The sequence below is a fragment of the Agrobacterium sp. LMR679 genome, from assembly GCF_027157905.1.
Taxonomy (GTDB): Bacteria; Pseudomonadota; Alphaproteobacteria; order Rhizobiales; family Rhizobiaceae; genus Agrobacterium; species Agrobacterium leguminum.
In genome coordinates this window covers 2,090,631-2,116,911 of record NZ_JAPVOJ010000001.1, presented here as the reverse complement: position 1 = coordinate 2,116,911, position 26,281 = coordinate 2,090,631, and the positions used below count along the sequence as shown (strand labels likewise).

Annotated in this window: 22 protein-coding genes and 2 pseudogenes; 12 read left to right on the top strand and 12 right to left on the bottom strand. The window is 56.5% G+C overall.

Translation table 11 applies throughout. The features are described from left to right. Positions 1 to 29: 29 nt before the first annotated feature. From O3W47_RS09810 to O3W47_RS09800, 3 genes are read right to left on the bottom strand one after another with little or no spacing between them, the layout of a single operon-like run. On the bottom strand, positions 30 to 1,331 hold the full coding sequence (locus O3W47_RS09810; protein WP_269313586.1) for an HAD-IIIA family hydrolase: 1,302 nt from the start codon (positions 1,329 to 1,331) through the stop codon (positions 30 to 32). Continuing rightward, complete coding sequence (locus O3W47_RS09805; RefSeq protein ID WP_269313585.1) at positions 1,328 to 2,269, bottom strand: NAD-dependent epimerase/dehydratase family protein; 942 nt, start codon at positions 2,267 to 2,269, stop codon at positions 1,328 to 1,330. The genes O3W47_RS09810 and O3W47_RS09805 overlap by 4 nt, the downstream gene beginning before the upstream one ends. A 50-nt stretch (positions 2,270 to 2,319) precedes the next feature. Then, entirely contained in the window at positions 2,320 to 2,943 is a 624-nt protein-coding gene (locus O3W47_RS09800) for an SIS domain-containing protein (RefSeq protein ID WP_269313584.1), read from the bottom strand. 389 nt (positions 2,944 to 3,332) lie between these two features. On the opposite strand from O3W47_RS09800, the gene O3W47_RS09795 reads away from it, so the two are divergent. The 6 genes and pseudogenes from O3W47_RS09795 (at position 3,333) to O3W47_RS09770 (ending at position 11,997) form a co-directional block, all read left to right on the top strand. Continuing rightward, complete coding sequence (locus O3W47_RS09795; protein ID WP_269313583.1) at positions 3,333 to 5,132, top strand: glycosyltransferase family 2 protein; 1,800 nt, start codon at positions 3,333 to 3,335, stop codon at positions 5,130 to 5,132. 119 nt (positions 5,133 to 5,251) lie between these two features. Continuing rightward, positions 5,252 to 6,313, top strand: a complete 1,062-nt coding sequence (locus O3W47_RS09790) for an FkbM family methyltransferase (protein ID WP_269313582.1) — start codon at positions 5,252 to 5,254, stop codon at positions 6,311 to 6,313. 10 nt (positions 6,314 to 6,323) lie between these two features. Further along, entirely contained in the window at positions 6,324 to 7,553 is a 1,230-nt protein-coding gene (locus O3W47_RS09785; protein WP_269313581.1) for a glycosyltransferase family 4 protein, read from the top strand. A gap of 60 nt (positions 7,554 to 7,613) precedes the next feature. Beyond that, a complete protein-coding gene (locus O3W47_RS09780; RefSeq protein WP_269313580.1) occupies positions 7,614 to 8,753 on the top strand; it encodes a UDP-galactopyranose mutase in 1,140 nt (379 codons plus the stop codon). Positions 8,754 to 9,434: 681 nt separating this feature from the next. Next, positions 9,435 to 11,050: pseudogene (locus O3W47_RS09775) on the top strand (ABC transporter ATP-binding protein). A 161-nt stretch (positions 11,051 to 11,211) separates the two neighbouring features. Then, positions 11,212 to 11,997 (top strand): 2-keto-4-pentenoate hydratase, encoded by a 786-nt coding sequence (locus O3W47_RS09770; RefSeq protein ID WP_269313728.1) that lies wholly within the window; start codon positions 11,212 to 11,214, stop codon positions 11,995 to 11,997. 79 nt (positions 11,998 to 12,076) lie between these two features. Here O3W47_RS09770 and O3W47_RS09765 read toward each other — a convergent pair whose 3' ends face one another. Beyond that, positions 12,077 to 12,982 (bottom strand): LysR family transcriptional regulator, encoded by a 906-nt coding sequence (locus tag O3W47_RS09765; RefSeq protein WP_269313579.1) that lies wholly within the window; start codon positions 12,980 to 12,982, stop codon positions 12,077 to 12,079. A 184-nt stretch (positions 12,983 to 13,166) separates the two neighbouring features. On the opposite strand from O3W47_RS09765, the gene O3W47_RS09760 reads away from it, so the two are divergent. Further along, positions 13,167 to 14,222, top strand: coding sequence for an aldo/keto reductase (locus tag O3W47_RS09760; RefSeq protein ID WP_269313578.1), 1,056 nt, complete (start codon positions 13,167 to 13,169; stop codon positions 14,220 to 14,222). Between the two features lie 49 nt (positions 14,223 to 14,271). Here O3W47_RS09760 and O3W47_RS09755 read toward each other — a convergent pair whose 3' ends face one another. Continuing rightward, positions 14,272 to 15,222, bottom strand: coding sequence for a bile acid:sodium symporter family protein (locus O3W47_RS09755; RefSeq protein ID WP_269313577.1), 951 nt, complete (start codon positions 15,220 to 15,222; stop codon positions 14,272 to 14,274). Positions 15,223 to 15,554: 332 nt separating this feature from the next. Between O3W47_RS09755 and O3W47_RS09750 the strand changes: the two genes are divergently transcribed. The 3 genes from O3W47_RS09750 to O3W47_RS09740 all read left to right on the top strand — a co-directional run bounded on the left by O3W47_RS09750 (position 15,555) and on the right by O3W47_RS09740 (position 17,175). After that, a complete protein-coding gene (locus tag O3W47_RS09750; RefSeq protein ID WP_065655312.1) occupies positions 15,555 to 16,154 on the top strand; it encodes a superoxide dismutase in 600 nt (199 codons plus the stop codon). A 104-nt stretch (positions 16,155 to 16,258) separates the two neighbouring features. After that, positions 16,259 to 16,594 (top strand): ferredoxin FdxA, encoded by a 336-nt coding sequence (fdxA, locus tag O3W47_RS09745; RefSeq protein ID WP_080819016.1) that lies wholly within the window; start codon positions 16,259 to 16,261, stop codon positions 16,592 to 16,594. A gap of 11 nt (positions 16,595 to 16,605) precedes the next feature. Then, a complete protein-coding gene (locus O3W47_RS09740) occupies positions 16,606 to 17,175 on the top strand; it encodes a flavin reductase family protein (protein ID WP_269313576.1) in 570 nt (189 codons plus the stop codon). A 60-nt stretch (positions 17,176 to 17,235) separates the two neighbouring features. On the opposite strand, the gene O3W47_RS09735 is transcribed toward O3W47_RS09740, so the two are convergent. Beyond that, the gene (locus O3W47_RS09735; protein WP_269313575.1) at positions 17,236 to 18,144 is read right to left on the bottom strand and encodes an AraC family transcriptional regulator; all 909 of its coding nucleotides are present in this window, start codon (positions 18,142 to 18,144) and stop codon (positions 17,236 to 17,238) included. 95 nt (positions 18,145 to 18,239) lie between these two features. Here O3W47_RS09735 and O3W47_RS09730 point away from each other — a divergent pair, with 95 nt between their 5' ends. Then, a complete protein-coding gene (locus O3W47_RS09730) occupies positions 18,240 to 18,989 on the top strand; it encodes an SDR family oxidoreductase (protein WP_174058781.1) in 750 nt (249 codons plus the stop codon). Positions 18,990 to 19,093: 104 nt separating this feature from the next. Here the strand turns inward: O3W47_RS09730 and O3W47_RS09725 are convergent. The 6 genes and pseudogenes from O3W47_RS09725 to O3W47_RS09700 all read right to left on the bottom strand — a co-directional run bounded on the left by O3W47_RS09725 (position 19,094) and on the right by O3W47_RS09700 (position 24,893). Next, positions 19,094 to 19,880 (bottom strand): annotated as a pseudogene (locus O3W47_RS09725) (inositol monophosphatase family protein). Continuing rightward, positions 19,877 to 20,773: a glycerophosphodiester phosphodiesterase family protein gene (locus O3W47_RS09720; RefSeq protein WP_269313574.1), complete on the bottom strand. Its 897-nt coding sequence runs from the start codon at positions 20,771 to 20,773 to the stop codon at positions 19,877 to 19,879. Before O3W47_RS09720 ends, O3W47_RS09725 begins: the two are co-directional and overlap by 4 nt. A 46-nt stretch (positions 20,774 to 20,819) precedes the next feature. After that, complete coding sequence (locus O3W47_RS09715; RefSeq protein ID WP_137454009.1) at positions 20,820 to 21,683, bottom strand: ABC transporter permease; 864 nt, start codon at positions 21,681 to 21,683, stop codon at positions 20,820 to 20,822. Further along, positions 21,683 to 22,537, bottom strand: coding sequence for an ABC transporter permease (locus tag O3W47_RS09710; protein ID WP_269313727.1), 855 nt, complete (start codon positions 22,535 to 22,537; stop codon positions 21,683 to 21,685). The genes O3W47_RS09715 and O3W47_RS09710 overlap by 1 nt, the downstream gene beginning before the upstream one ends. Then, on the bottom strand, positions 22,537 to 23,577 hold the full coding sequence (locus O3W47_RS09705) for an ABC transporter ATP-binding protein (protein ID WP_269313573.1): 1,041 nt from the start codon (positions 23,575 to 23,577) through the stop codon (positions 22,537 to 22,539). Before O3W47_RS09705 ends, O3W47_RS09710 begins: the two co-directional genes overlap by 1 nt. Positions 23,578 to 23,663: 86 nt before the next feature. Further along, positions 23,664 to 24,893 (bottom strand): ABC transporter substrate-binding protein, encoded by a 1,230-nt coding sequence (locus O3W47_RS09700; protein ID WP_269313572.1) that lies wholly within the window; start codon positions 24,891 to 24,893, stop codon positions 23,664 to 23,666. Positions 24,894 to 25,039: 146 nt separating this feature from the next. Here O3W47_RS09700 and O3W47_RS09695 point away from each other — a divergent pair, with 146 nt between their 5' ends. Continuing rightward, positions 25,040 to 26,188, top strand: a complete 1,149-nt coding sequence (locus O3W47_RS09695) for an ROK family transcriptional regulator (RefSeq protein ID WP_269313571.1) — start codon at positions 25,040 to 25,042, stop codon at positions 26,186 to 26,188. Positions 26,189 to 26,281 lie beyond the last annotated feature (93 nt).

Sequence of the window (26,281 nt, the reverse complement as noted above, 5' to 3'; positions counted from 1 at the left end):
GGCTTATTCTAAGGGGGTTCTGGAGATTATCATGAAAATTCCCATTTTAAGTTGGGTAGGGCCGATGCCAAATCATCTTCGATGCGACTAGGCTCGATATCCGGAAAACGATGACGGTCATTACCGTCGTGGCCGCTGCGGACCAAAATAGAAGACGTACCCACAGCATTGGCGGCAGCAATATCGCAATACCGATCACCGACTAGCCAGGATCGACCAAGGTCGATACCGTGGCGCGATGCGGCCTGTTGCAGTAAGCCGGGTAAGGGTTTACGGCAGTCACATGCGATCTTTAACTCCACAACTTCACCTTCCCATCCCGCTTCCGGATGATGAGGACAGATGAAATAGTCGTCTATAAAAGCACCCGCGCCTTCCGCCAATTGAGCATCAAGTTCCGCGTGGACAGCATCCAGCTCTTGCCAGCTCAGCAACCCCTTGGCAACTCCTGGCTGATTTGTGACGCAGATAACCGGGATCCCGGCGTCATTTGCCGCACGGATGGCCTGTGCGGCGCCATCGATAAGCGTCATATCACGCGCAGAATAAATTCCATCACGTTCGACATTGATAACGCCATCGCGGTCCAGGAAGAGTGCTGGTTTCGGCGTTAGCCGGTTGAGACGTTTCACGCGCCCATCCGCCAGATGCCGCTCAGCCTTTTTTATTCGTTCGGGCGTACCGACATCCTTCGCGTATTCACAACTCCGATAGGCATAAAGGGCTTCGGCCTCCGCCAGTACCGAAAAAATATCACGTCCCCAATCGGAAGCGCCAGACGATGGGATGTAGTTCAACGCAGTTGGCGAGAGAACATACAACGCGGCACTGACAAGATTCGGCAGCCTGCCTTCATCATCGTGCGGTTTCGGATGAAACTGTACGATACGACCAAACCGATCCACCGTCAGCAGGTCACTATCATGAGGGTGGTCATTGGGATGGACGAACAACGTCCCTGCACCACCGCGTTCCAGCGCGAATTCGACGAACGTGGCAAAGTCGATGTCAAACAAGATATCGCCATAGACGACGATAAAGGGTTCCGTCAAATCCGCCGCAATCTGCCGAAACGAACCGGCTGTCCCAAGCGGCGCGGTTTCGGTCACATGGCTGATGTTGACACCAAAGCGTGTACCGTCACCGAAATGATCCTCGATCACCGAGGCAAGATGACCGTTCAGAAAGATGAAATCACGAAAACCAGATGCGGCAATATTTTCAACTACGATCTCGAGCAGCGGCTTTCCGCGAACAGGCACCATCGGCTTTGGTATACCATCCAGCCCCAGTCTTGTTCCCTTTCCTCCGCATAGCACAACGACCTTCATCGTTGCTCCTTCCAGATCGCCCGCGCTGCGGCGCGAATTGCGTCGTCAGACGTCATAGTCGGCTGCCAGCCCAGCGAGTTCAGCGCTGACGTATCATATTCAAACTTCGGAACATCCCCGATCCAACCCCGGTCACCACCGGTATAGGATATTTCAGCTCTGTCCCCGGACTCTTCGATGACGATTCGGGCGATGTCGGCAACGGTTGAACGAGTGTCGGCCCCAACGTTATATATATTGATTTTTTGATCGGTTTTTTCCCAGACAAGGAGAATGGCGCGCACCAGATCCTCGACATACAGATATGGTTTAACCTGTGTTCCGTCGCCAAGAACCGTAAGCAGCCCCGGCGTAGCAATCAATTTACGAACGAAATCATAAACTGCGCCATGCGTCGCCCTTGGACCAACAACATTGGGAAACCGCGTAATCCAGGCCCTTATTCCATAATTCTCACAATACGAACTGATAAAAGCCTCAGAAGCCAATTTACCGGCGCCGTAGTGTGAAATCGGGACAAGGGGACCGTAAGTCTCGGCGACCTTGCCCTTTGTCTCACCGTAAATTGCCGACGTTGAGGCGAACACCACCTGCTTGATATCAAATTTACGAGCCGCCTCAAGCACCTGAAATGTGGTAAGAAACGTCTTTTTGAGATCTATCGACGGCGATGCATGTGAGCGCGCAATATCGGAATTCGCGGCCATATGAAAAATGCACTCGAAGTTTCCGCCTTTAACTACATCTTCAAAGCGGCTTTCATCGAGAATATCGCCCTCGATAAATTCCAACGCACCAGCGTTTAACTGATGCTCGATATTTCGGCGGCGTCCCAGCGACAAGTCATCATAGGCAGTGACCTGATGCCCTTTCGCTATGAGATAGTCGCAAAGGAAGCTGCCAATAAAGCCGGCTCCGCCAGTCACTAGAATTTTCATACATTCTCCCAGAAGAGGCTATCGTCATTTGTGCGCCCGACGGACTGGGGCTAGACAGGTTTCGTTTCGTCTCGTCGGTTTGCAATGAACTGAGCAATTATATGCATCATAGCCTGATGGCAGTCTTCGACAACACCGTAATTGTCCGCAGCGGCATACAATGAAATATCGCACGCGGCCTTAAGTTTTCCTCCGCTAAAGCCCGACAGGCCAATCACGGACATACCCTTGCCCTGAGCTTGCCTCACAGCCGCAAGAATATTTTCGCTATTTCCGGAAGAAGAGATGGCAATCAAGACATCACCAGCCTCGCCAAAAAAATCGACCTGCGTTGAGAACACGTTTTCGAAGCCGTAGTCATTTGCGATCGCAGAATAAAGCGCAACGTTTGAACTCAGTGAATGCGTTTTGATCGTCGAGTGACCTGAGCAGGATGTCCCCTTCGTCCAATCACAGCAAAGATGGTCCGCGATTGCCGCCGATCCACCGTTGCCAACGACATATATCCTCTTGCCATCGCGTCCAGCGGAAAAAACAACCTCGGCAGCCCGCTCAAGCGCGGCGAAATCCAGTGATTCCATCGCCTGACTGAACGCTCCAACATAGTCCCTAGCGAAGCTCGCCATGTCAGAGCCATCGAATTTTCTATTTCTGTGACGTGGATCTTCGATCATTTAAATCCCCAAAAAATGACGCTGGATTACTCGCATTTAAGTAGAAAGGCAATGACCCGCCGCCCGAAATCTCACCCGAATAAATTGTTCCTTTATCCTTTGCCTTGAATCAAGGCAGATATTTTCCGCTTAACAAAAGATACCATAAAAAATTTATCGCCACACCCCCGTGAAGCGTAAGGAAACCACAAAGTAACAAATGAAAAATCTAAAATATTATATTATTATAATTTTATATAAAACATGATCTTAAATTTAGAATATATAAAAATTGCAGAAACATTGCACAAATATATTGAAATCTAAAATAAATTGCCGTATCCACTAAAATCGGAATATTATTTTCGCACATATAATTAGATATAATAAAAACTACTTTCGGATTATTTATGAAAAAAGCCGTTTCTGTAATTGTACCCGTGCACAATATGGAATTATATCTAGATCAATGCATTTCTTCTATAGAATTGCAGAGTTATGAAAATCTAGAGATTATTTGCGTAAATTCATGCTCAACCGACAATAGTGCGACAATAATAAAGCGCGCGATGTTGCGCGATAGCCGTATCCGTCACATTCACCAAGAAACAGATTCCGGCCTCGGCGGAAGCCGAAATGAAGGTTTGAGACACGCGACCGGCGAATACGTCCTCTTTGTAGACAGCGACGACTGGATTGCACATGACATGATTGAGTCTCTCGTTTCTGCGATAGAAGCGCAGGACGCTGACTATGCTTTCGGAGCTGTTGAAGGGTATGACACGGAAGCGTCGCGATACCTTGGTATGGAACATCCCTTTCATTCTCTCGCAGCTCGAAAACTCGCCACTGATGGCGTGATTGATCTCGCAAAGCACCCTACAATTTTGACCGACATGTACCCATCAGCTTGGCTGGGTCTGCGTCGGCGCGCAAAAATTGCAGAACTTGGCGTTGATTTCCCAGAAAACCGTCTCGCCGAAGATCACCGCTTTCACTACCGTTACGGATTTAATTCCAGTCGCGCGATATATTTGCCAATTCCGTTTTACAAACATCGCCGCAACCGACGTGGCCAACTTTCCTCAGAGCAGTCCACCCGCACATTGGGAGTGCTCGACACGATCGAGGAAAATTTTCTAATTTTTGACCAATTTCTCCCCGAGAGGGACGCGCGCGCCGCGAAGGCAAAGACCGCACTACGACTTGTTTATGAAAAACTCGGCCAAATATCAGAAAACACACCCGCCGGAGAGGCATTTTTCTCTCGCGCCCGCAAAATACTTTCACAGTTTGACGTCGACGAAATATATCTCCATGGCGATATTTTCGTCGAGCATCGCCATACACAGGAAATTTTGGGAGCGACAACGGACGCGCTGATTGCGAAAGCGTTGCGGACCGAAACCTTCGAAGGGCGTGAACTACAAGGCGGTGAACATTGGGTCGATGTAGAATTAAAATTCGATCCACCCGTAAATCTCGATTTGGCAAATTTGGCGCTGTCGGTCGATTTGGATACGCCAGCGCCTATCTCATTACGGCTTGCCCTGATTTGTGATCCTATCCAGACGCAGGGAGAGCAGGCGGAGAAGGGCCCGCATGTCTTCGAGTTCCGTCGGACCTTCCAGCCGCTACAGAATGTAGTTACGCTTGAGTGCGGGCAAATGATTGCGACAGAGGGCCGGCCTGATGCGGCAAGTGTTCGCAAGATATGTTTCGGAGGTCTACTTCCTGTTGGAAAGCTGACGCAGAAACTGTTTGCGCTAACGTCGGACCATGCAATCGTCGATCTCGTCGCGGCTGCAGATAAATCTGCGGAAGCTCATCCACCTGACGCCGCCATACCTCCGCCTTCCCCGCCTAGGGCAAAACGTCGGGGTATTTCTGCAGTCGTAGCTGACATTAGAGCCCTTCGTAAGCTGCCCGCCGCTACCGCCAACCTATACGCCGATCTGAAAGCTCTAGATCAATCCCTGGCACAGCGGCACCTGCAGATTCTTGATCTGAGCGAGCGAGCTGAGCGTCTTTTAGAATCCAACTCCATCACTCTTACAAAGTCCCTCTCCGAAAAAAATCGGGGGCGGGTGAACAGGCCAAACAATCTCTTGAATCCATTTCGAACAATCTGGCCGAGTCGCTCTCCGGTCAAATCCTCAAAACGGGCGAGTACGCCAAGCAGGTCCTTGAAGCGAGTTCAAGCAATCTGACAAGATCTCTTTCCGAGCAAATCCTAAAAACAGGTGAGCATGCGAAGCACATCCTCGAATCCAACTCCAACGATCTGACCACGTCCCTTTCCAACCTGGCAACCATCGAAAAGTGGCTGTTGAATAGCGCCAACCGGCTGGAAGAATATATCGAATCCAACCGCCAACTGATGCCGCGAAACGATGGAATGCACGCTTGGCACCCGACCTGGATACCATCAGACATCCCCCTCTTCTTCCACGGCAACAGCTGGATATGGGCGGACAAATTCAAAGAATATTACTTCAGCAACAAAGACGTCGTGCCCCAGAAGATGGAAAGACTGACCGCGGGTCTCGATACCGAGAGCGTGGCCGTGCTTCGCTGGCTGTGGGAGACCGCCGTCTTTAAAATCCCTTTCGCGCGAACATCCGCGGATGCCGGCGCCCTGTTGCGGCGAGATTACGTATACAGCCCTGCCGATCTCGTAGAGCAAAAGAAAATTCTGCGCCACTTCGCCGAGAATACCTCGGATTTCGCGATGCCCAGCGGCCAGACGATGGAAATCCCGGTCTTCTATTACCATCATGGACTTCGCACTCTCGAGCGGAAATATCTCGACTACATGGCGGGATACGACGCACTCGATTGTGGTGCGTTCATCGGCGACACCGCAGTGGTTCTGGCGCGTAAATATGCGTTCAGAAAGATCCTTTCGATCGACCCAAACCCCGACAATATTCGAAACATGATGAATATCCTGTCGCTGAACGGCGTCACCAACGTGACGCCGATCCTTGCTGGCGTGGATGAATGTGAGGGGGAGTTGATCTTTCGCGGAAAAAGCGCCGTCACTACCGCTGTCGAATTCGATCCCCAAACATTCAGCATGATGCCTCCGGATCAGAACACAGTGCGTGTAAGAAGTATTGACGATATAGTCGAGTCCGAACAGGTGTCTCCACGTTTCATCAAGTTCGATATAGAAGGGTTTGAACAACGCGCCATCCGTGGCGCAATGCGCACGATCGAAAAGCACCGACCTATATTATCGATTTCGGTTTATCATCGCCCCGAGGACATGTTCGAAATCAAACCATTCCTAGAGGAGCGCGACCTCGGATACCGCTTTATTGCGCAACATCAAAACCCTTTCGATCCAATCTACGAAACCGTCCTTCTGGCGCTTCCAGAACTCTAAGGTAAGTACGATGCGACTGCTTCATTCAATTTTTTGGGATTATTTCATCGACAGGCGGTTTGGCGGCCCTCCCGGATATCTCGCGCATCTTCGGGTCGGCTTGGACCAACTGCCGCCTAATCCCGAATTCGATATCTGGATTGACTGCTATCCAGAGTCTCACTTCCCACCACAGGGTCCACGCCGCGAACCCTCGCAACAGGAGTTGGTCAGCCACATTCGATACTTCGAAGAAATTGGAAACTTCGAATTGTCAGAGGCTGAATTCGACCGTCTAATGCGCCATCGCCCTGCTAGCGTCCACCTTCACACGAGCCCGCTCGCCTATAAGGTTATCCGCACGTTCAAGCGGCACGGCATTACGGGGATTCCCGTGATCCTGACAAGCCACACGCCGGAATCCAACGGAAAAGAGATGGCCGATCAATATCGGGTTCCGAGTATCGACCCAGGCCTGTGTGATCGGTTCGAGCGCGCAGTACGCTTTATCGAGGCACTCGCATTCCAAGCTGCCGACATCTGGATGTTTCCTAGCCGCGAAGCGATGGAGCCTTACTTTGCGACAATCCCGAAATTCGACGCTTGGATGTGTGGGAAGGACATTCGCTATGTCGAAACTGGTGCTTGCTTGCCACGTCAATCTGTGTCCACCGATCAAGCGAAGGCGAAGTTCGGTTTGTCAGGTCGAAAAGTGGTTTCCTTCATGGGTCGCCACAATGAAGTCAAAGGTTATGACGTGTTTCGCGCGGCGGCGACGAAATTGCTCGCCGAGAGAGAGGACGTCACAATCCTGGTAGCGGGCGCTCCCAACCCTTTAATCGAAGCGCCGCAAGATCCGCGCTGGATTGAACTTGGTTGGTACAGTTATCCAGGAGACGTCCTGGCGGCTTCCGACGTCTTCGTTCTGCCGAATCGAATGACCTACTTCGATCTCGTGCTGATTGAGGCGATTGGCATGAGGACGCTGGTGGTAGCGTCGGCGACTGGCGGTAACAAGTCAGTGGCGAAAATGTCGAAAAATGCCATCGCGCTCTTCGACGGTTCGATTGACGATCTCAAACGTCAGATTTCTAACGTATTGGACGACAACCTTGAGACGACCAAGCGGTTGGTCGATACACTTGATCATGCTTATGAGAAATACTTCACGCCCTTGAGGTTCGCTTCACGCTATCAAGAAATGATCCATGACATTTATCGAGATTACGGTATCCGCGGCGATCAAATAAGGTCCGGATAATAATGGTCACAAACGAATAGATTGCGCCATCGGGCTTATTAACGCGGTAAAGGTTAGGAAATGCAAAGTTATCTCGTCGTCGGCGCGGGATTCGCAGGAGCTGTGTATGCAAGAATCCTTGCGGAAGGTGGCCACCAGGTTCAGGTTATCGATCGGCGCGGCCATATTGCAGGGAATGCTTACGACTTTGTTGATGATAACGGTGTTCGTGTGCATCGCTACGGACCACATCTGTTTCATACCAAAAACGACGATGTTGTTAAGTGGCTGTCTACTTTTACAGATTGGGAGCCGTATCAGCATCGCGTAAAGGCGATCCTGCCATCTGGTGTCCCCACGCCGCTACCAGTGAATAGACGCACGATCAACGACGTTTTCGGCACCCAACTATCGACGAGTTCCGAAGTCGAGGCATTCCTGAAATTGCAGAGTGAAAATATTGCCAAACCACGCAATGCAGCGGAATACCTCTACAAAAACATTGGCCTGACCCTGACTGATCTCTTTTTTCGACCATATACAAAAAAAATGTGGGACCTCGACTTGGAGGATATGTCAGATTCCGTGGTTCGCCGAATTCCTATTCGGACCGATGATGAGGATCGCTATTTTCCGGACGCAACTTTTCAGCTGATGCCCAAAGATGGGTATACACGTATTTTTGAGCAGATATTCAGCCACCCGAACATCAAGGTTTCTCTCGGCGTCTCTTTCACCAAGGAAATGGAGGTTTTTTATGATCATGTATTCAACAGCATGGCAATCGATGAGTATTTCGATTGCCGGTTCGGTGCGTTGCCATACCGATCGATAAAATTTCACTCTGTAGCATTGCCAAATACAAAGGTTCAAACCGACGTCAGCGTCCTGAATTTCACTGATGACAGCCGCTATACCCGTGAGACTTATTGGCACCTTCTACCAAAACACCTGGTCGAACACACTGGAATAGTGACGAAGACGATCGAAGAACCATGCGATTATCTTGAAAACGACATGGAGAGATATTACCCCGTCAAAACGGCAGACGGAAGATTCCAAAGCCTTTACCTAAAATACAAAGACTTATCAAATAAATTTTCAAACATTACTTTCATAGGTCGCTGCGGTACATATCAATACCTCGACATGGATCAAGTCATCAATCAATCGCTAATCGGCGCCAGGAAATTCAGGGCAGATGTTGAAGGATTAAAGTAGAATCCCTGCGCTGTTTTCCCGGGAAAAGACGATATTGACCGCTCGTTGCAGAAACAACGCGATGAACAACGGCGTTTGACTTTGAGTTTTGGAGATCGCGTCTGAATGGGCTGTTTCAGAGGCCCTTCGGGTTTTCACGAAAAGCTGGAGACTTTAAATGCATCAAGGGATTCCCATAACCTGGCAATCGAACTTCATACCTTGGATTATCACGAACAATCCAGATGTCCCAAGGCAACAGTTCACATCAACCCGGTAGCTGAATATGTAAGCCAGGTGCATGAATCCAAGGGGTTCTTGGAAACTGGCTGGAAACGCGAATGACGACGGAGGCAGGACATTGACACTCTCTGATCTTCGATCTATTTGGCGTGGATGCCGGATCGGTGGCGTCGCAGATATGCGAAGGCAACATGAAAAAAGCGAAATCCATCACTAAATTTAAACGTGATCATTTCGTTTTGCGCGAGCGATAATTGACTGGACAGCAATTCAGCACCGTCAGACACCCAGGAAACAAATCAAGGATGTTTCAGTGATAGGATCTTTTTGTCGCCCGACGACAAGAAGTTGCTTACGCGACTTTTTAAAGAAAATTTCAAAAAGCACGTTGGTTGGTATTCCGTAGCTATCGCTGCCATGTTTGTCGTTGCTGGCACGACATCTCTCAGCGCGTGGATCATGCGCGATATCGTCAATAGCGTTTATCTCAAGCGCGGTTTCGACGTCGTCCTTGAGATCGCATTTGCGGTCGCCGCCATCTTTATCGTCAAGGGCATCGCGACATTCTTCCAAAGCTATTATCTCAGCAAAGCAGGCAACAGTATTGTTGCCGAGCAGCAACGAAAAATCTATGACAGGCTCCTCAAGCAAGGCGTATCTTTTTTCAGAACATGCCTTCCTCGGAGTTGCTCGTCCGTGTAACCTATAACGCCCAGTCAGCACGTAACGTCATCGACACCATCGTGACGTCATTCGTTCGAGACCTATTTTCCCTGCTAGGTCTGATTTTCGTAATGTTCGCTCAAAATTTTCTATTGAGCGCCATCTCGATGATCATCGGTCCAATAGCAATATTCAGCGTTCGATTGGTGCTCAAACGCGTGCGTAAAATCATGGAAGCAGAGCTTGCTTCCATAGGTGAGATTGTCAACGTCGTACAGGAAACGAGCATAGGCGTTCGCGTGATAAAGGCGTTTTCACTCGAGAAACTTATGCGCCAACGCATGGACAAGGCAGTTTCCGATGTCGAGCTGCGCTCAAACGGCATAGCAAAACTTGAGGCCGCAACAAGCCCGATCATGGAAACACTCTCGGGCCTTGCCATCGCCGTGGTCATCGCAGTTTCGGGTTACACCGTACTTGAGAAAGGCGGCTCGCCAGGCGATCTGATGGCCTTCATTACCGCCCTGCTCTTAGCCTACGAACCTGCCAAACGCCTCGCTCGTATGCGCGTGCAAATTGAAGGCGGCATGATTGGCGTTCGCATGATGTTCCAGGTGCTGGATGCGCCTTTGACGCTTACCGAAAAGAACGATGCTCTGCCACTTCCCAAGGCGAGTGGTGATGTGGAACTGAAAAACGTCAGCTTCGAATATATTACGGAACAGCCGGTCTTGAAGGACGTCAGCATTCTTTTCGAAGGCGGAAAAATGACCGCCTTGGTTGGCCCCTCCGGCAGCGGTAAATCCACCATCATCAATCTGATGATGCGCCTTTACGATCCACAAAACGGCTCGGTCGAAATCAACGGCATGGATTTGCGCGACGTTTCCTTCGCCAGCCTGCGTGAACATGTATCCTATGTCGGTCAGGAAACGTTCCTGTTCTCGGGAACCGTTAAGCACAATATTTCTGTCGGCCGGGACAATGCAACCGACGAAGAGATTATCGCGGCTGCCAAGGCTGCGAATGCACATGACTTCATCATGAAAATGCCGGACGGCTACGACACGAAGCTTGGCGAAAACGGTTCGGGCCTGTCGGGCGGCCAGAGACAACGTGTCGCGATTGCCCGTGCAATGCTGCGTGACGCAGACATATTAATCCTCGATGAAGCGACGAGCGCACTGGATTCGGAATCCGAGGCTCTTGTCCGCGACGCCCTGGAACGTCTGACATTGAACAAGACATCGATCGTCATCGCGCACAGACTTTCCACGATCAACCGTGCAGACAAGATTGTGGTGATGGATAATGGCGAGGTCGTGGAGCAGGGAAGCCGTCGTGAACTGCTCGCAACGGATGGCCTTTACAAGCGGCTTCACAGCATACAGTTCGAAGCCGACGTCGCTTAATCTAGACAGGATCAGGCAGAACATCCTCGCCGCCCGATCATGTCCTGTGCAGGGCGCTACGAGGGCGTTGATCCAGCCAGCCTTGCATTGATGGCCTTGGCAGTGAACGTCAAATCGTGACAACATTTTGGCGTTCGCGAACAACGGAGATCATGGACGCAATGGCCGCAATCGAGAAACTGGCGAAAAGCTTCATCACAGCGAGCCGCGAGGGGGCGAAGATTTTTCTGGCGGCGGTGCAGGCGGAGGGTCTCATTCCTGCTACGCTTGGAGAGGCTATGGCGGTCCAGCGGGCTTTTGCTGAGAGCTGGGCAGAACCGGTTGCCGGCTGGAAACTGGCTATCCGCCCGGATGGCGAGGCCGTCGGGGCGCCCATGTTCGATTGTGTGCGGGTCGATGAAGCCAATGCCGCTTCTTTTCCCCATGACGGCACAGAAGGTATCGAGGTCGAGATCTGCTTTACGCTTTCGGCGGATATTCCTGCGGCGACGGCGGGGCCGCTGACGAGGACCGACCTGATAGGATTTATCGACAAGGTCCACCTTGGCGCTGAACTTCTCCGCTACAGGCTGGCGGAGAAAAATCAGGTGCCGTTTCCGCTTTTTCTCGCGGATCGCCTCGCCAACCACGGCTTCGTCATCGGCCCGGAAGTCGATAAGGACATCGTGGACGTCTTTGCCGGAAATGGCGAGAACCTGCCGCAGCTCACCGTCACCGAGGGGTCGGTGTCGCTGTTCGACGCCGGGGTAAAACATCCGAATGGCGATCCGCTCGCGCCGCTGGTCGCCTTTGCCAATGCGGCATTCAACACCGGCGAGATGCTCAAGGCGGGCAATGTCGTAACGACGGGCAGCCTTTGCGGCGCGATACCGAGCACACTTGCCGGCGATACGCACATTGTGCTGAAATCGGTTGGCGCCTTCACGCTGTCCGGTCCGAGACCATAGGCGTCCGGTCAGCCGGACCTACTTTTTTCCAGCCGCCTGCCGTCTTCATCCCGCCGCGACTTCCGATGCCATCGGAAGGTCATTTCACTCGCCCGTGCTCGCCGAGAAAATCGAGCAGGGCCCGGATGCGGGCGGGAAGCGGCCCGCGCTGGCCGACATAAACGGCATGAAACATCTCCGTCTCACCCGTATCGAGGTGATCGAGCACAGAGACAAGCCGGCCGGCGGCGATATCCTCCCGCACGGTGAAGGCGGCAAGGCGGACCAGCCCGACACCGGCAAGGGCAAGACGGCGAAGGCCCTCGCCGTCGCTTACCTGCACGCGCCCCGTCGCCGGAATGACAACGGTTTTTCCGGCGTCCCGCAACGGCCACCCGTCGACTGACCGCGCGTAACCAAATCCGAGCCGATTGTGATCTTCCAGATCGGCCATGGTTTGCGGCACGCCGCAACGCTCCAGATAAGCCGGGGCGGCGGCGATGATCATCCCTGTCTCACCGAGTTTCCGGGCAACGAGAGTTGAGCTTTTAAGCGGCCCGGCGCGCACCGCCACATCCATGCGTTCCGCAAGGAGGTCAACCACGACATCCGTCTGGACGATATCGAGCGTGATGCCCGGATGAAGCGCCAGAAACCGTGGCAGGATGGGCGCAAGAATATGCGTTGCATAAGAAGCGCTGGTGTTGATCCGCACGCGGCCGACAGGCTGCTCGCCCTCACCCACGGCGCGTTCGGCCTCTTCGAGATCGGCGAGGATGCGGGTGGCCCTTTCATAGAAGGCGCAGCCCTCCGGCGTTATCTGAAGCTGCCGGGTGGAACGGTTGAGCAGGCGCGCGCCCAGGCGGCTTTCCAGCCGTGCGATCAGCTTGCTCACTGCAGAAGGCGTCATGTTCGCCGCCGCGGCCGCGCGGGAAAAACCGCCGAGTTCGACGACCCGCACGAAGATTTCCATCTCCCCTGCCCGGTTGATCTCCAGTCGCGCCATGATGACTTCATCTCACAAGTGATAGTATTTTCGGCATTCTATTTCATTGAAGAGCGAGCGTCTATCTTCAGACGGCGATTGAAACGCATCGCAATCTTCATCTGCCAGATCATGACGGGATGGACAGAGTGCGGCGCGCCAGAGCCCGAGCCGTGACCATTTCGAAGCAACAAAGGAACGCCCCATGGAATATCGTCATCTCGGCCAATCCGGCCTGAAAGTGCCGGTCTTGAGTTTCGGCACCGGAACCTTCGGCGGCTCCGGCCCGCTATTCAGCAACTGGGGCAATTCAGACGCCACGGAAGCCCGGCGCCTGATCGATATTTGTCTGGAAGCCGGCGTCAACCTGTTCGATACCGCCGATGTCTATTCCAATGGCGCATCGGAGGAAGTGCTCGGCGAAGCCGTCAAGGGAAGGCGCGACAGCGTTCTGATCTCGACCAAGACCAGCCTGCCGATGGGCGACGGGCCGAACGAAGCCGGCTCGTCCCGCTTCCGTCTGCTGCGCGCGGTGGATGACGCCCTGCGCCGCCTAAAGACCGACTATATCGACATCCTGCAACTCCATGCCTTCGATGCCTTCACACCGGTTGAGGAAGTGCTGGCGACGCTCGATACACTCGTCCGCTCCGGCAAGGTGCGATATACCGGCGTCTCGAATTTTTCCGGCTGGCAGATCATGAAATCGCTTGCCGTCGCGGACCGTTATGGCTGGCCGCGTTATGTGGTCAATCAGGTCTATTATTCCCTGATCGGCCGTGATTACGAGTGGGATCTGATGCCGCTCGGCACGGATCAGGGTCTTGGCGCAATGGTCTGGAGCCCGCTTGGCTGGGGGCGGTTGACCGGAAAAATCCGCCGCGGCACGGCGCTGCCCGAAGGCAGCCGCCTGCATGAGACCGCCAGCTTCGGCCCGCCGGTTAATGATGAACATCTCTACCGCGTGATCGATGCGCTCGACGCTGTCGCGCAAGAAACCGGCAGGACGGTGCCGCAGGTCGCCCTCAACTGGCTGCTCAGACGCCCGACTGTTTCCACGGTCATCATCGGCGCGCGCAATGAGGAACAGCTTCGCCAGAACCTCGATGCCGTGGGATGGGAACTGACGTCCGCACAGGTAGCGAAGCTGGACGAGGCCAGCGAGACGGCTGCTCCCTATCCGCATTTCCCGTATCAGCGCCAGGAGGGCTTTGCCCGGCTTAATCCACCGGCCGTAACACGTCAGACCATGCCGTTCTGAGGCAGGGTCAGGCCGCCTGAACTACAGGCGGCCTGACAGATGCGGAGCTTCAGGCGGTTTTGTTGACGGAGCCTGCGTCCACCCGGCCCGAGAACCAGTTTGCCAGGATTGCACCGGAAATATTGTGCCAGACGCTGAAAATGGCGCTCGGAACCGCGGCGAGAGGCGAAAAATAGGCCGTGGCAAGTGCAGCGCCAAGGCCGGAATTCTGCATGCCGACCTCAATCGCAATGGCCTTGCGCTTGGCAAGCGACAGGCCCGTTGCCTTTGCCGCGAGGTAACCGAGGAGATAGCCAAGCCCGTTATGCAGGACGACGACGGCAAAAATCATCAGCCCGGACTGGGCGATGGACGCCTTGGATCCTCCCACCACCGCCGAAACGATGAGGACGATGCCGATGACGCTCACCAGCGGCAATGCCGGAACGGCGGTCTTGACGAGACCGGGCAGCAGCTTCTGCAGGGCGGCGCCGAGGGCGAGCGGAATCAGAACGACCTTGACGATGCTGAGGAACATCGCCCAGCCGTCAACCGGCAGGAACTGGCTCGCAAACAGCCAGACGAGGAACGGCGTCACCAGCGGCGCGGCAAGCGTGGTTACCGAGGTGCAGGCGACGGACAAGGCGACATCGCCCTTGGAGAGATAGGTCATGACATTGGACGATGTGCCGCCCGGGCAGCAGCCGACCAGAATGACGCCCGCCGCGACTTCCGGCGGCATGGGAATGATGCGGGTGAGCAGCACCGCCAGAAGCGGCATGATGAGAAACTGGCCGAGCACGCCGATCGTCACATCGAACGGCCTTTTTACGACTTCCCTGAAGTCATCGACCGAAAGTGTGAGCCCCATCCCGAACATGATGATCGACAGAAGCGTGACGATCCACGGCGCAATCTGCTTGAACGTATCCGGAAAAAAGAAGCCGAGCACGGCGAACAGGATGACCCAGGCGGCAAAGGTCTTGCCTACAAAAGCCGAAACGGCTGCCAGTGTTTTCATGTCTATACTCCAAAATGAACACCTGACCCGTCTAGACCGCGATGTCACTGTGTCAAGGCCACTACGAACGACGAGCGGCCGCTCCATGAACCATTTGGAAAAAGATTGAACGCCGATGGCGCGGCGAGCGAGCTTTCGGCGATGTCAGATCGCAATCCATGTGTGCCGCTTTCCGGCGGATCGCGAGACAAATCCGGCATCCGATTGCGGTTCCTTCACTCTTAAAAAAACCTCTTGACCTGAACCATGGTTGAGGTCCTAGAAGTACTGTCACCTTGTTTTCGCAAGGCTCTTTCCATGCTCTTGAGCGAACAGTTGACAAAGGATACCCCATGGCTTTCCAGCTTCCCGACCTCCCCTATGCCCATGATGCGCTCGCCCCCTCGGGCATGTCCGAGGAGACGCTGAAGTTCCATCACGATCTTCACCACAAGGCCTATGTCGATAATCTCAACAAGGCGATCGTCGGCACCGAATGGGAAAACAGGAGCCTCGAAGAGATCGTCCGGGGCACCTATGAGAAGGGTGCGGTGGCGCAATCCGGCATCTTCAACAATGCCTCCCAGCACTGGAACCACAATCTCTTCTGGGAAATCATGGGGCCGGAAAATCATGCGATCCCCAAGGTGCTGGAAGATGCGCTGACGCAGTCCTTCGGCTCGGTCGCGCTGTTCAAGCAGAATTTCGCCCTCTCCGGCGCCTCCCAGTTCGGTTCGGGCTGGGCGTGGCTGGTGGTGGATACCGACGGTTCGCTGAAGATCACCCGCACCGAAAACGGGGTCAATCCGCTCTGCTTCGGGCAGAAGGCGCTTCTTGGCTGCGATGTGTGGGAACACAGCTATTACATCGATTTCCGCAACAAGCGCCCCGCTTATCTCGAAAACTTCCTCGACAATCTGGTGAACTGGCAGGCGGTCGCCGCCCGCCTTTGATTTGAGCCCCACCGATCCGGCCGGTCCCGCTGCCCTGGGCGGCCGGCCGGATCAGGCGCAGCCGGACAGCCGCCGTCCGGCTGCAACTCCCTTCGAGCGTCTCAATGCCCTATGTCGTCACCGAAAACTGCATCGCCTGCAAATACATGGACTGCGTGGAAGTCTGTCCGGTCGAATGTTTCTATGAAGGCGAGAACATGCTCGTCATTCACCCCGATCAATGTATCGACTGCGGGATTTGCGAGGGCGAATGTCCCGCCGCCGCGATCCGGCCGGATACCGAAGCGGGGCTGCATGTCTGGCTCGACCTCAACCGCCACTATTCCGACATCTGGCCGCGCGTGCACCAGAAAAAGTCACCGCCTGACAATGCCGACATCATGAATGGCGCTGCGGCAAAAATGTCCATTTTTTCGAAAAATCCGGGAGCGGGCGGTTAGCCCGGCACGTCATGTCTCATAATCTCAGACTGATCGATGGCGGCGTGGTCAATCACGCGCATGTTCCGCTGAAAGCTTGCGCCTCTCCGATGATCTCCCCGCGTGAATTCAAGGATTCAATGGCCGGCCTCGCCTTCACCGTGGCGGTGGCCGCGGCCTGTCACGCCGGAGAGCGGGTTGGACGCACAATCACCTCCTTCATGCCGCTCAGCGCAGAACCGCCGCTTCTGATGATTTCCGTCGACGCCAGCAGTCGCATGGTCGATCTCATCGCAGCGAGCCGACGCTTCTCCGTTGCGGCACTGGCCAGAGGACAGGAAGAGATTGCCGATGTCTTTGCGGGCAAGGCAAATCACCCGGACCGGTTCAGCGTCGGAGACTGGGATGCCTGGCCGTCAGGAAGCCCCAGACTTGCCGATGCGCTTCTGTCCATGGACTGCGAACTTGTCGGTTCCATCGATGCCGCAGACCATATCCTGTTCGTGGGCGCCATAACCGAAGCAATATCGGATCGGCTGCGCAAAGCCCTGCTCTGGAGCGAACGCGCCTATACCGGCACGGATCAACGTCATTCCCTCTAGATGGTCCGAAAAGGCTCCTGCCCTCGCTGTGACCGGCACGACTAGGGAAAATCCGCGCAGTCAGTGTTTGTCGCTGTTCGCACGGGCAAAGCTGCCCGGAGCGACACCCGTTCTCCTGCGGAAAGCGGTGCTGAATGCGCTGGCGGATTCATAACCGATCTCCTCCGCTATATCGTCGAGAGACTTCACCCCGCGCATCAGCGCGTCCCTGGCGAGCGCCATCCGCCATCGCGCCAGATATTCAATCGGCGCGCAGCCGAGCATTTCATGAAAACGCGCTGCGAAGGCCGAGCGCGACATGCCGGCGATACCGGCCAGTTCGGCCACGGTCCAGTTCGCGCGGATATTGGCGTGCATGGCGGACAATGCGCGGGCAAGCCCCGGCAAACGCATTCCCTTCACCAGTCCCGCCGGAATTGCCTCGTTGCCCGCATTCGGCCGACGCAGCACTTCAACCAGCAAAACCTCCAGCATGCGCCGGATGATCAGTTCCTTGCCCGCATCCTCGCGCGTGCATTCTTCCGCCAGCAATTCGATCAGACGCGCCAGCCGGGATGCTCCGCCCTCACCCGCCGGCACATGGATCAGCTCGGGCATCAACGAAAGCAGCAGCGCCGCATTGACCCGCTCGAACGTGAAACTTCCTCCCAGCGCAACGAAATCGGGTTCCCCTTGCTGTTCCCCATGCCGCACCGCCTGATCTTGTGGTTCGACCGGAATACAGTCGACTTCGGTATCGCTGCAAAGCGAGAAGGCGGGCGTGGAGGGCAAAAGCAGGAAATCGCCACGCGCCAGCCGCAGCGGTTCCCGGCCATCGATCATGACCCAAGCGGCACCGGCCAGGACGACGGCAAAACCCGGGGCGTCATAGGCGCGATAACGCACGCCCCATCGGCCTCGTCCGGAAATCGGCTTCGAAACGGCGGCGCTCGGCCGCAAAAGATCGATGATATCGCTAAGAGGATCCATTCTCCGGACGATCAATAATAAATTTTGGTGTTAAGAGCATATATCATCCAGAACACATCGTCTATCTCCGGTCATATCGAACAATGGAGATTATGATGACCAGAACGATCCTCATCACCGGCACCTCATCGGGCTATGGCAAGGCAACCGCCGAGCTCTTCCTTTCGCGCGGCTGGAATGTCGTTGCGACCATGCGGCATCCTGATCCCGACCGCTTCGTTGGCGACACGGACCGGTTACGCGTCCTGCCGCTGGATGTGACGGACGAACAAAGCATCGCGGCGCTGATCGATGCGGCAGGTCCGCTCGACGTGCTGGTCAACAATGCCGGCATCGGCATGGTCGGCGCTTTTGAGGCGACGCCAATGTCGGCGATCCGCACGATCTTCGACACCAACAGCTTCGGTTTGATGGCAATGACGCAGGCGATAATCCCGCAGATGCGAAAGCGCCGATCCGGCACGATCATCAACGTCACATCCAGCGCCACGCTCGCCTCCTTCCCGCTCGCCGCCGCCTACACCGCCAGCAAGCAGGCTATCCAAGGTTTCTCCGGATCGCTTGCGCATGAACTCGGTCATTTCAACATCCGGGTGAAGCTGGTGGAGCCGGGCTATGCCCCGACCACCCGCTTCACGACAAACGCCATCCTGCCGCTGGAGCAGCTGCTGCCGGACGATTACATGGACTTTGCAGGGCCAATCCTCGAAGGCTTCGCCAAACCGGCCATGACGACCAGCGAAGGCGATGTTACCGAAGCGATCTGGAGCGCCGTCCATGACCCATCCGGCCAGCTTCGTTTTCCCGCAGGTCCTGACGCAATTGCGCTGTCTCGGGCGAACTGACGATCGATAGCGGCCTGACCGGACATTGCTCGGTTGCGGCGTTTCAGCCGGCGATATGCAGATGGCAGATGTTTCAGCACATCTGCCATCGACTTTACCAAGGGTCACGCAGGTTCCGCCGGCACTCTTCCTGCGATCTCAGGCCACAACCCCTCCGTCACCGCCATCAATGCCGGCGTTCCTGCGGCAACCCACGGAATGCCGCTACCGAGGCGCGTTCCGATACGGACATCGAGACCCGCCTCCCGTGCGAGAACGGTGCCGCCGGGCGATATCCCACATGGTGGTCAGCTTCTGCAGATGGCCGTCGAAGATACCGCGTGCGGCAAAGGCGAGACCAATCGATGTCGAGCGGATGGATTCCACCACCCAGCCCGCATGCCTGAGCCCGACATTGAGGGCCGCTACCTCTTCCGCATCGGCAGCGGCGCTGTCGCCGAGCGACATGACCTGCACAGCCTCGAAGGGTACATGGCGGTCAAGCGGCTTGCCGTTCAGCATCAGCCCGGTTCCGTCCGCCGCCGCGTAGATATCACCAAAGACCGGCATGGCGACGACGCCGAGTTCCGGTCGGCCGCTCCGCACGAAGCCGAGCGAGATGCCCCAGAGCGGGGAGCCGCGCAGGAAATTGGCGGTGCCGTCGATGGGATCGATGATCCAGTAGGCGTCATCGGCCACACCGCCCATTTCTTCGCCCAGCACCATCTCACCGGGAAAGGCTTCCGCCAGACGGTCACGGACGAACCTTTCGACCGTGACATCGGCTTCCGAGACGAAATCCTGAAAGCCCTTCGTCCGGGTGGCGATGGCGTCGCGCGCCGCGAAAAAGCGAAGGGCAAGGCCCATCGCTTCTTCGATAATTGCGACGGCGCGGTCGAGACGCTCGCTCATCGTTTCCACGCCCTGCCGGTCTCGCCAGCGCCCGCCTTCAGCCAGCCGGTGAAGGCTTCGACTTCATCGGTCTGGATCGCCCCGACACCGGCCTCGGCGAGGGCACCCCAGACGGCTTCGGGATTTGAAAGCGCACGCGTATCGTTGAAATCAAGGCAATGGGATACGTCGAGCGTGTTGATCCACAGCCGGATATTCTGGCGCTCCATCTCGGCACGGCCCTCGGCCAGATCGGCGATATCGGTAAATTTCACTTCGATCATCGGCGCCTTCAAGGCTTCGATCCGGCGCAGGTCCTCGGCAAACTTGCCCTTTCTCACCGGGAACATCGGCATATGCGGGATTTTGCCGAACCAGCCGGTTTCCGGCACTTCGAAATGGCCGGCCTCAGGATCGATATCGGTTTTCACCAGTACCTGATCCTCGACGCCAAGCCGCAGCACGGTTTCCATGACCTGCGGCAGATCGCGGGTGAATTTGGTGTCGATATTGACGGTGATCCTGCCACGCGCCTCCTCCAGCAATTCTTCCAGCGTCGGCACGCATTCATCGGTCACGCCAGCCGCATCGCCGCCCGCGCCGGCCTTCAGCTTCGCTGCGCGGACCACCTCGAAAGGCAGTGCGCTCACGGTCCCCTTGCCCGTCGTGGTGCGGTCGAGCGTTTCGTCATGAATGACGACCAGCCGGCCATCGGCCGTCGCCTGCGTGTCTATCTCGATCATCTCGACGCCAGCGGCAACCGCAGCGCGGACGGAGGCGAGCGAGTTTTCGGCGGTGGCGGTCCAGAAGCCGCGATGGGCGATGGTGAGGATGGCCGGATTGTCGCGCGAGCAGAGCGCGAGGACATTGCAGGGATTGGAGGTCTTAGGGGAGGCTGCAAGGGTTTGGTGCATGGTTTTCACTTTCGGAGGTTGCAATTACCGGGTTTGAGCGCCCGGATCAGATTTTCCCCATGCCCGCCGCCATCAGATCGTCGCGCAGGATGCGGCCGGCGATGATGAAGACGATGAGTGCGGGAAGAAGCAGGATGAAGGAGACGATGGAGGCGAGCGGCAGCTGCATCGAATAGGGATCGAGATACATGTAAAGCTTGATCGGCAGGGTCTCGACAACGGGCGCGCCGACGATGAAGGACTTATCGAACTCCTCAAAGCTGCCGATGAAGGACATCAGCCCGCCGGCGAGAAGGCCAGGCACCGCAAGCGGCAATATGATGTGGAGGACGATGCCGACCGTTCCCGCACCAAGCGAGCGGGCGGCATGGATGAGATCGTCGGGAATGGTCTCCAGCGCTGCCGTCATCAGGCGGATCATCAGCGGCAGGGTGCCGACGATCTGCACGAGGATGACCCCCGTTACCGAATAGGCGAGGCCGAAAAGCAGGAACACCTGCCCGATGCCGACGGCGACGACCAGCCCTGGAATAATGATCGGCGCCAGAATGAAGATTTCCACCAGCCGCTTCAGCCGGAAGGGAAACCGCGCCATCGCCCAGGCGGTCGGAAGAGCTATGACTGCCGTCAGGAAGGTGACGACGATGGCGATGACGATGCTGTTGACGGCGGCACGGATGAGGCTGCCGTCGCTCAGGATGCTTGCCCAGCGCGCCGTGGTATAATCCTTCGGCACGACAAGCGGCGGCGACCAGCCGTCGGCAATGCTCCAGAGAAACATCAACGCCAGCGGCACGGCGATGGCGAGCGTCAGCGCGCCATACAGCCCGATCGAGACAAAAATCCGATCCTCCGGCGTGAAGGCGCGGCGGCGGGGAGTGATGGCGGGGTCGATGGTGATAACACTCATCATGCGTCTCCTCGGTTTTGGCCGGGGCCGATGCGGGATGTGAGGGAATAATAAAGAATAAGCACGGAGACCGCGAAGAGGCTCAGAACCATGCCCATGGCATAGACCTGATTAAACCGACCCTGATTGAATTCCTTGACCATCAGCACCGAAAGCGGCCGGGCCGTCGGCGGGCCGACGATATCCGGAATGGCGTAAGAGCCCATGGAACCGATGAAGGTGAGAAGAATGGCGGCCGTGATGCCCGGCATGGCGAGCGGTACTTCCACGAAGAAAAATGTCTTCAGCCGCGAAGCGCCAAGCGTTCGGGAGGCATAACGTATATCCTCGGGAATGGCCGCAAAGGCGCTGGTGATGATCAGCGTCATGAAGGGTATCTGCTTCCAGACGCTGGCGAGAATGACGCCGATGCCCCAGTCATCGCGCACGAGCTTGGGCAATTCGAGCCCCAGCGGCGCGACCAGCCGGTCGAGAAAGCCGCCCCTTTCGAAGACGACGATCACCATCAGACCAACGATGATGCCGGGCACCGCCATCGGCAGCTTGTAAAGGCCGCTGAACAGTTTTCGTCCGAGAAAGCTCTTGCGGATCAGAAGCGCCAGCGGCACCGAAGCCGCAAGCGAGACGATGACAGGCATGACACCGTAATAGATGGAGGTCGTGAGCCCCCGGATCATCGACGCGCGGGTGAAAATCCGCTCATAGAACATCAGCGTGAAGCTGCCATCCTCCTGCCTGAAGCTGCCGATCAGCGCCGACAGCAGAGGCCCGCCGAAGAAGACCAGAAGATACCCAACACCCGGCAAAAGCAGGAACAGAAGCTGGGCGCGCCTGTCACGCAGAAGCCGGGCCATCATGCCGCCTCCCCCGCCATCCTGTCCTCGAGAAGATGGACCGAACCGGGAAACTGCAGGGCCACCCTTTGCCCGGCGTCGATCAGGGTTTCCGCGCCGGACTGGCTGACCCTTATCTGGCGGCCGCCGATCTCGACCGTATAGAGCGCATTGGCGCCCATGAAGGAAACGGCGGAAACCGTGCCCTCACCGGCCTGATCGGCGCGGATGTGAATATTTTCCGGACGAACGGAAATCTGGACATTGCCGGCGGCAACCCGGTCAAGCGTCACGGACTGGCCCCAGGGCAATTGCGCCTGCTGGCCCTCGGCGGAGACCGGCAGAAGATTGGTTTGGCCGAGAAAGCCGGCGGTAAAGGCGTGTTTCGGCGCACGATAAAGCTCGAGCGGCGTGCCGATCTCGACCACCCGGCCGGCATTCATGACGACGATCCGGTCCGACATCGCCATGGCTTCGGCCTGATCATGCGTCACATAAAGGCTGGTGGCGCCGATGCGGCGGTGAAGCTCGGTCAGCTCATGGCGCAGTGTGTCGCGAAGTTTGGCATCGAGATTGGAAAGCGGCTCGTCGAACAGAAGCAGGCTTGGCTGCATGACAATGGCCCGCGCCAGCGCCACACGCTGCTGCTGGCCGCCGGACAATTGCCGGGGCATGCGATCCACCAGCCCGGTGAGATTGCAGATATCAAGCGCATGGGCGATGCGCCGCACCCGCTCGTCCTTCGCGACCTTCTTCATCTTCAGGCCGAAGCCGAGATTTTTGGCGACCGACATATGCGGGAAAAGCGCATAGGACTGGAACACCATGGCGATATCGCGCGCTTCCGGCGGCGCCTGATCGATGCGCTTGCCGCCGAGCCGGATTTCACCGCCCGAAGGCTGGCTGATGCCGGTGAGGATGCGCAAAAGCGTGGACTTGCCGCAACCCGAGGGCCCAAGAATGGTGACGAATTCGCCCCGCTCCACGGCGATCGACACGGGATGAAGCGCCCGGCTCGCCCCGTAGTCCTTGCAGATATTGCTGATCTCGAGTTCACTCATGGCGAGCCTCCCTCATATTTTTTGACCAAGGGTATCCGGACCGAGCATGGCACTTGCGGCCGCACGATCCGGTCATCCTGATGGCGTTACTGGTTGAGGACTTTTTCATCGAGCGCTTCGGCAAGCGCCGTCGACATGTCCCAGAAAGCCGGCAGCGACAGGCGCGGATATACGCTCTGGGGCAGCACATGCTCCTGCACAGCCTTCGGCATCAGATCGTTGGTGACATCGGCGCGTGGAGAACGGGAGGCCTTGTTTTCCAGCTTCCAGAGCTGGAATTCCTTACTCATCGCCATGTCGATCAGAAGCAGCGCCGAGGCGACATTCTTGGCGTTGGCGGGCACGAACATGGCGTCGCCCGAACCAACCTGGCCCTTTTCCAGAAGCGTGACGCGGAAACTGTCAGGCAATTGCTTGGTGCCGAGGAAGCTCATGACCTGATCTTCCCAGACGGTGCCCATGTAAAGCTGCTGATTGTTGATGAGGTTGAGCGTATCGGCATTGCCATTGGTCAGCTCAGCCATGGCCAGAAGACGGCGGTAATAGTCCCAGACAGGCGTAAGGCACTCGGACTCCATGGCCCAGTCCTCGGCCTGCTGCAGCGTCTGGTTATAGTCGGTGAGTTTTGCACGGCAGTCGCCGGTGAGATAATTGAGCGCGACCGAGTAAATGAAACCGCCGCCCGAGCCGCCCTTGGCCGGCAGGGTGACGCCAAGCCGCTTGGGGTTCTTTTCGGCCCAGATGAGAAGATCCTCGAAGCTTTTCGGCACATCCTCGGCCTTCACGAAGGCGGAATCGTAACCGATTGCGGTCTGGTTGAGATGCACCAGCGGGAAGCTGCCGCCATGCGCCTTGCCGAAGACGGTTTCGGCCAGTTCCGGATTGTAGTTGGCCATGTTCGGCAGGATTTTCGTCAGCGCAATATTGCCGACAACACCCTTGGCAGACAGCAGCGGATAGCTGCCGCCACCGGCGAAATAGGCATCGACGGGCGAATCCTGCCCTGCCGCCTGCACCGCGATCAGCTGCTGGTTCGCCTGATCGCCCTTCACGTCGCTATAGGCGACCTTGATACCGTATTTGGCTTCGAAACGGGTGATCAGTTCCTTCCACGTATCGGCAAAACTGCCGGCGAAATTATACATCGTCACCGAGCCCTCGGCTTTGGCCGCGGGAACGACGATGTCGTAGAAATTGTCGCGCGTGACCTTCGAAAGATCGAAGTCGAGGTTTTTCATATTGCTGTCAGCGGAAAGGCACGGCGCTGCCGTCGTCGCCAGCGCAAGCGCGGCGATCGCAAGAAATTTCATGCGCATTGAATGGTTCCTCCTGAGGACCCGTTGTTGACCGGCCTCTTATTAATACACTTTAAGTGTAATATTTGTGACAGTCCAGTGAAAAATGCTGTCGCAAACCAATGCCCCATGTTGCCGCCGCTTCGCGCAGCCGTTATCCAAAGGCCATGACAACAGATCAGACGCCGCACCAGACCTTCGATCGCCAGCCGCTTGCCAGCGAGAATGAGCGTCTCATTCTGGATATCGTGCGCCGCCATGGGCCCATCGCCCGCGCATCGATCACCGGTCACACCAACCTGACGCAGCAATCTGTGCACCGGCTGATCGAAGGCCTGCTGGAGCGTGGGCTTCTGCAAACCGGCGCGCCGCTCAAGGGCACGCGCGGCCAGCCGAGCCCCACCATCGAACTGGTGCCGGAAGCGGCCTATTCGCTTGGCATTTCCATCAACACCGACTCCGTGGTGATCTGTATCGCCGATCTTCGCTGCGACGTGGTCGTCGAAGAAAAACTGAAGATGCTTCCGGAGGACCGGGAGGAGACGCTTGTCGCTTTGTCTCTGGCCCTCGACAGGCTGCTCTCGGAACATCGCATCCCGCGGGAGCGCCTGCTTGGCCTCGGCTTTTCAATGTCCGGCTTCTTCGTGTCTGAGGACCGCGCCTTCAATGCGCCGGAGCCCCTGCGCGACTGGTCGCTGATGGACTTGAAGCCGATCCTCGAAGAGAGGTTCCGGCTGCCGGTCTGGCTGGAGAACAATGCCACCACCGGCGCGATCGGTGAAAGCCTTCGCGGTGTCGGCTCCTGGTGCCAGACCTTCGCTTATCTGTCCTTCAATTACGGTTTCGGCGGCGGGTTGATCCTCGGTGGCCAGCCGTTTCACGGCTTTCATGGCAATGCCGGCGAATTCAGCGGCATATACAGCCCGGATGAATCGCCCAAACGCCCGGCCCTGCAATATCTGATCGCCACGCTCCAGAAAAACGGCGTCGACATCCATTCCATCGAAGCGCTCTATCAGCAATTCGACCACGCATGGCCAGGCGTCGAGGAATGGCTGGCCGAGACGATGCCGCAGGTGGACAGGCTGGTGGCGAGCCTGATCGCGGTTCTCGATCCGCAGGCCATCGTCTTTGGCGGGCAATTGCCGCATGCGCTTGGCCGGATGATGATCGAACGCGCGCACATGCCCTCCCGGCGCGAACATCGTTATGGTGTCGGGCCAAAGGAGGCGAAGCTGGTTCTCGGCGAGGCTAAGGGCGATCCCTCGGCTCTCGGCGCGGCGCTGCTGCCGCTCAGGGTGCGTTATTTCCTGTAACTCAGCCCAGGCGGCCTGATGTAATCCCGCAACAATCATCACGGAAACGTGAGCCTGATTTCGCCCCCGGTTTTTTACTGGTTGGCAGCTTGC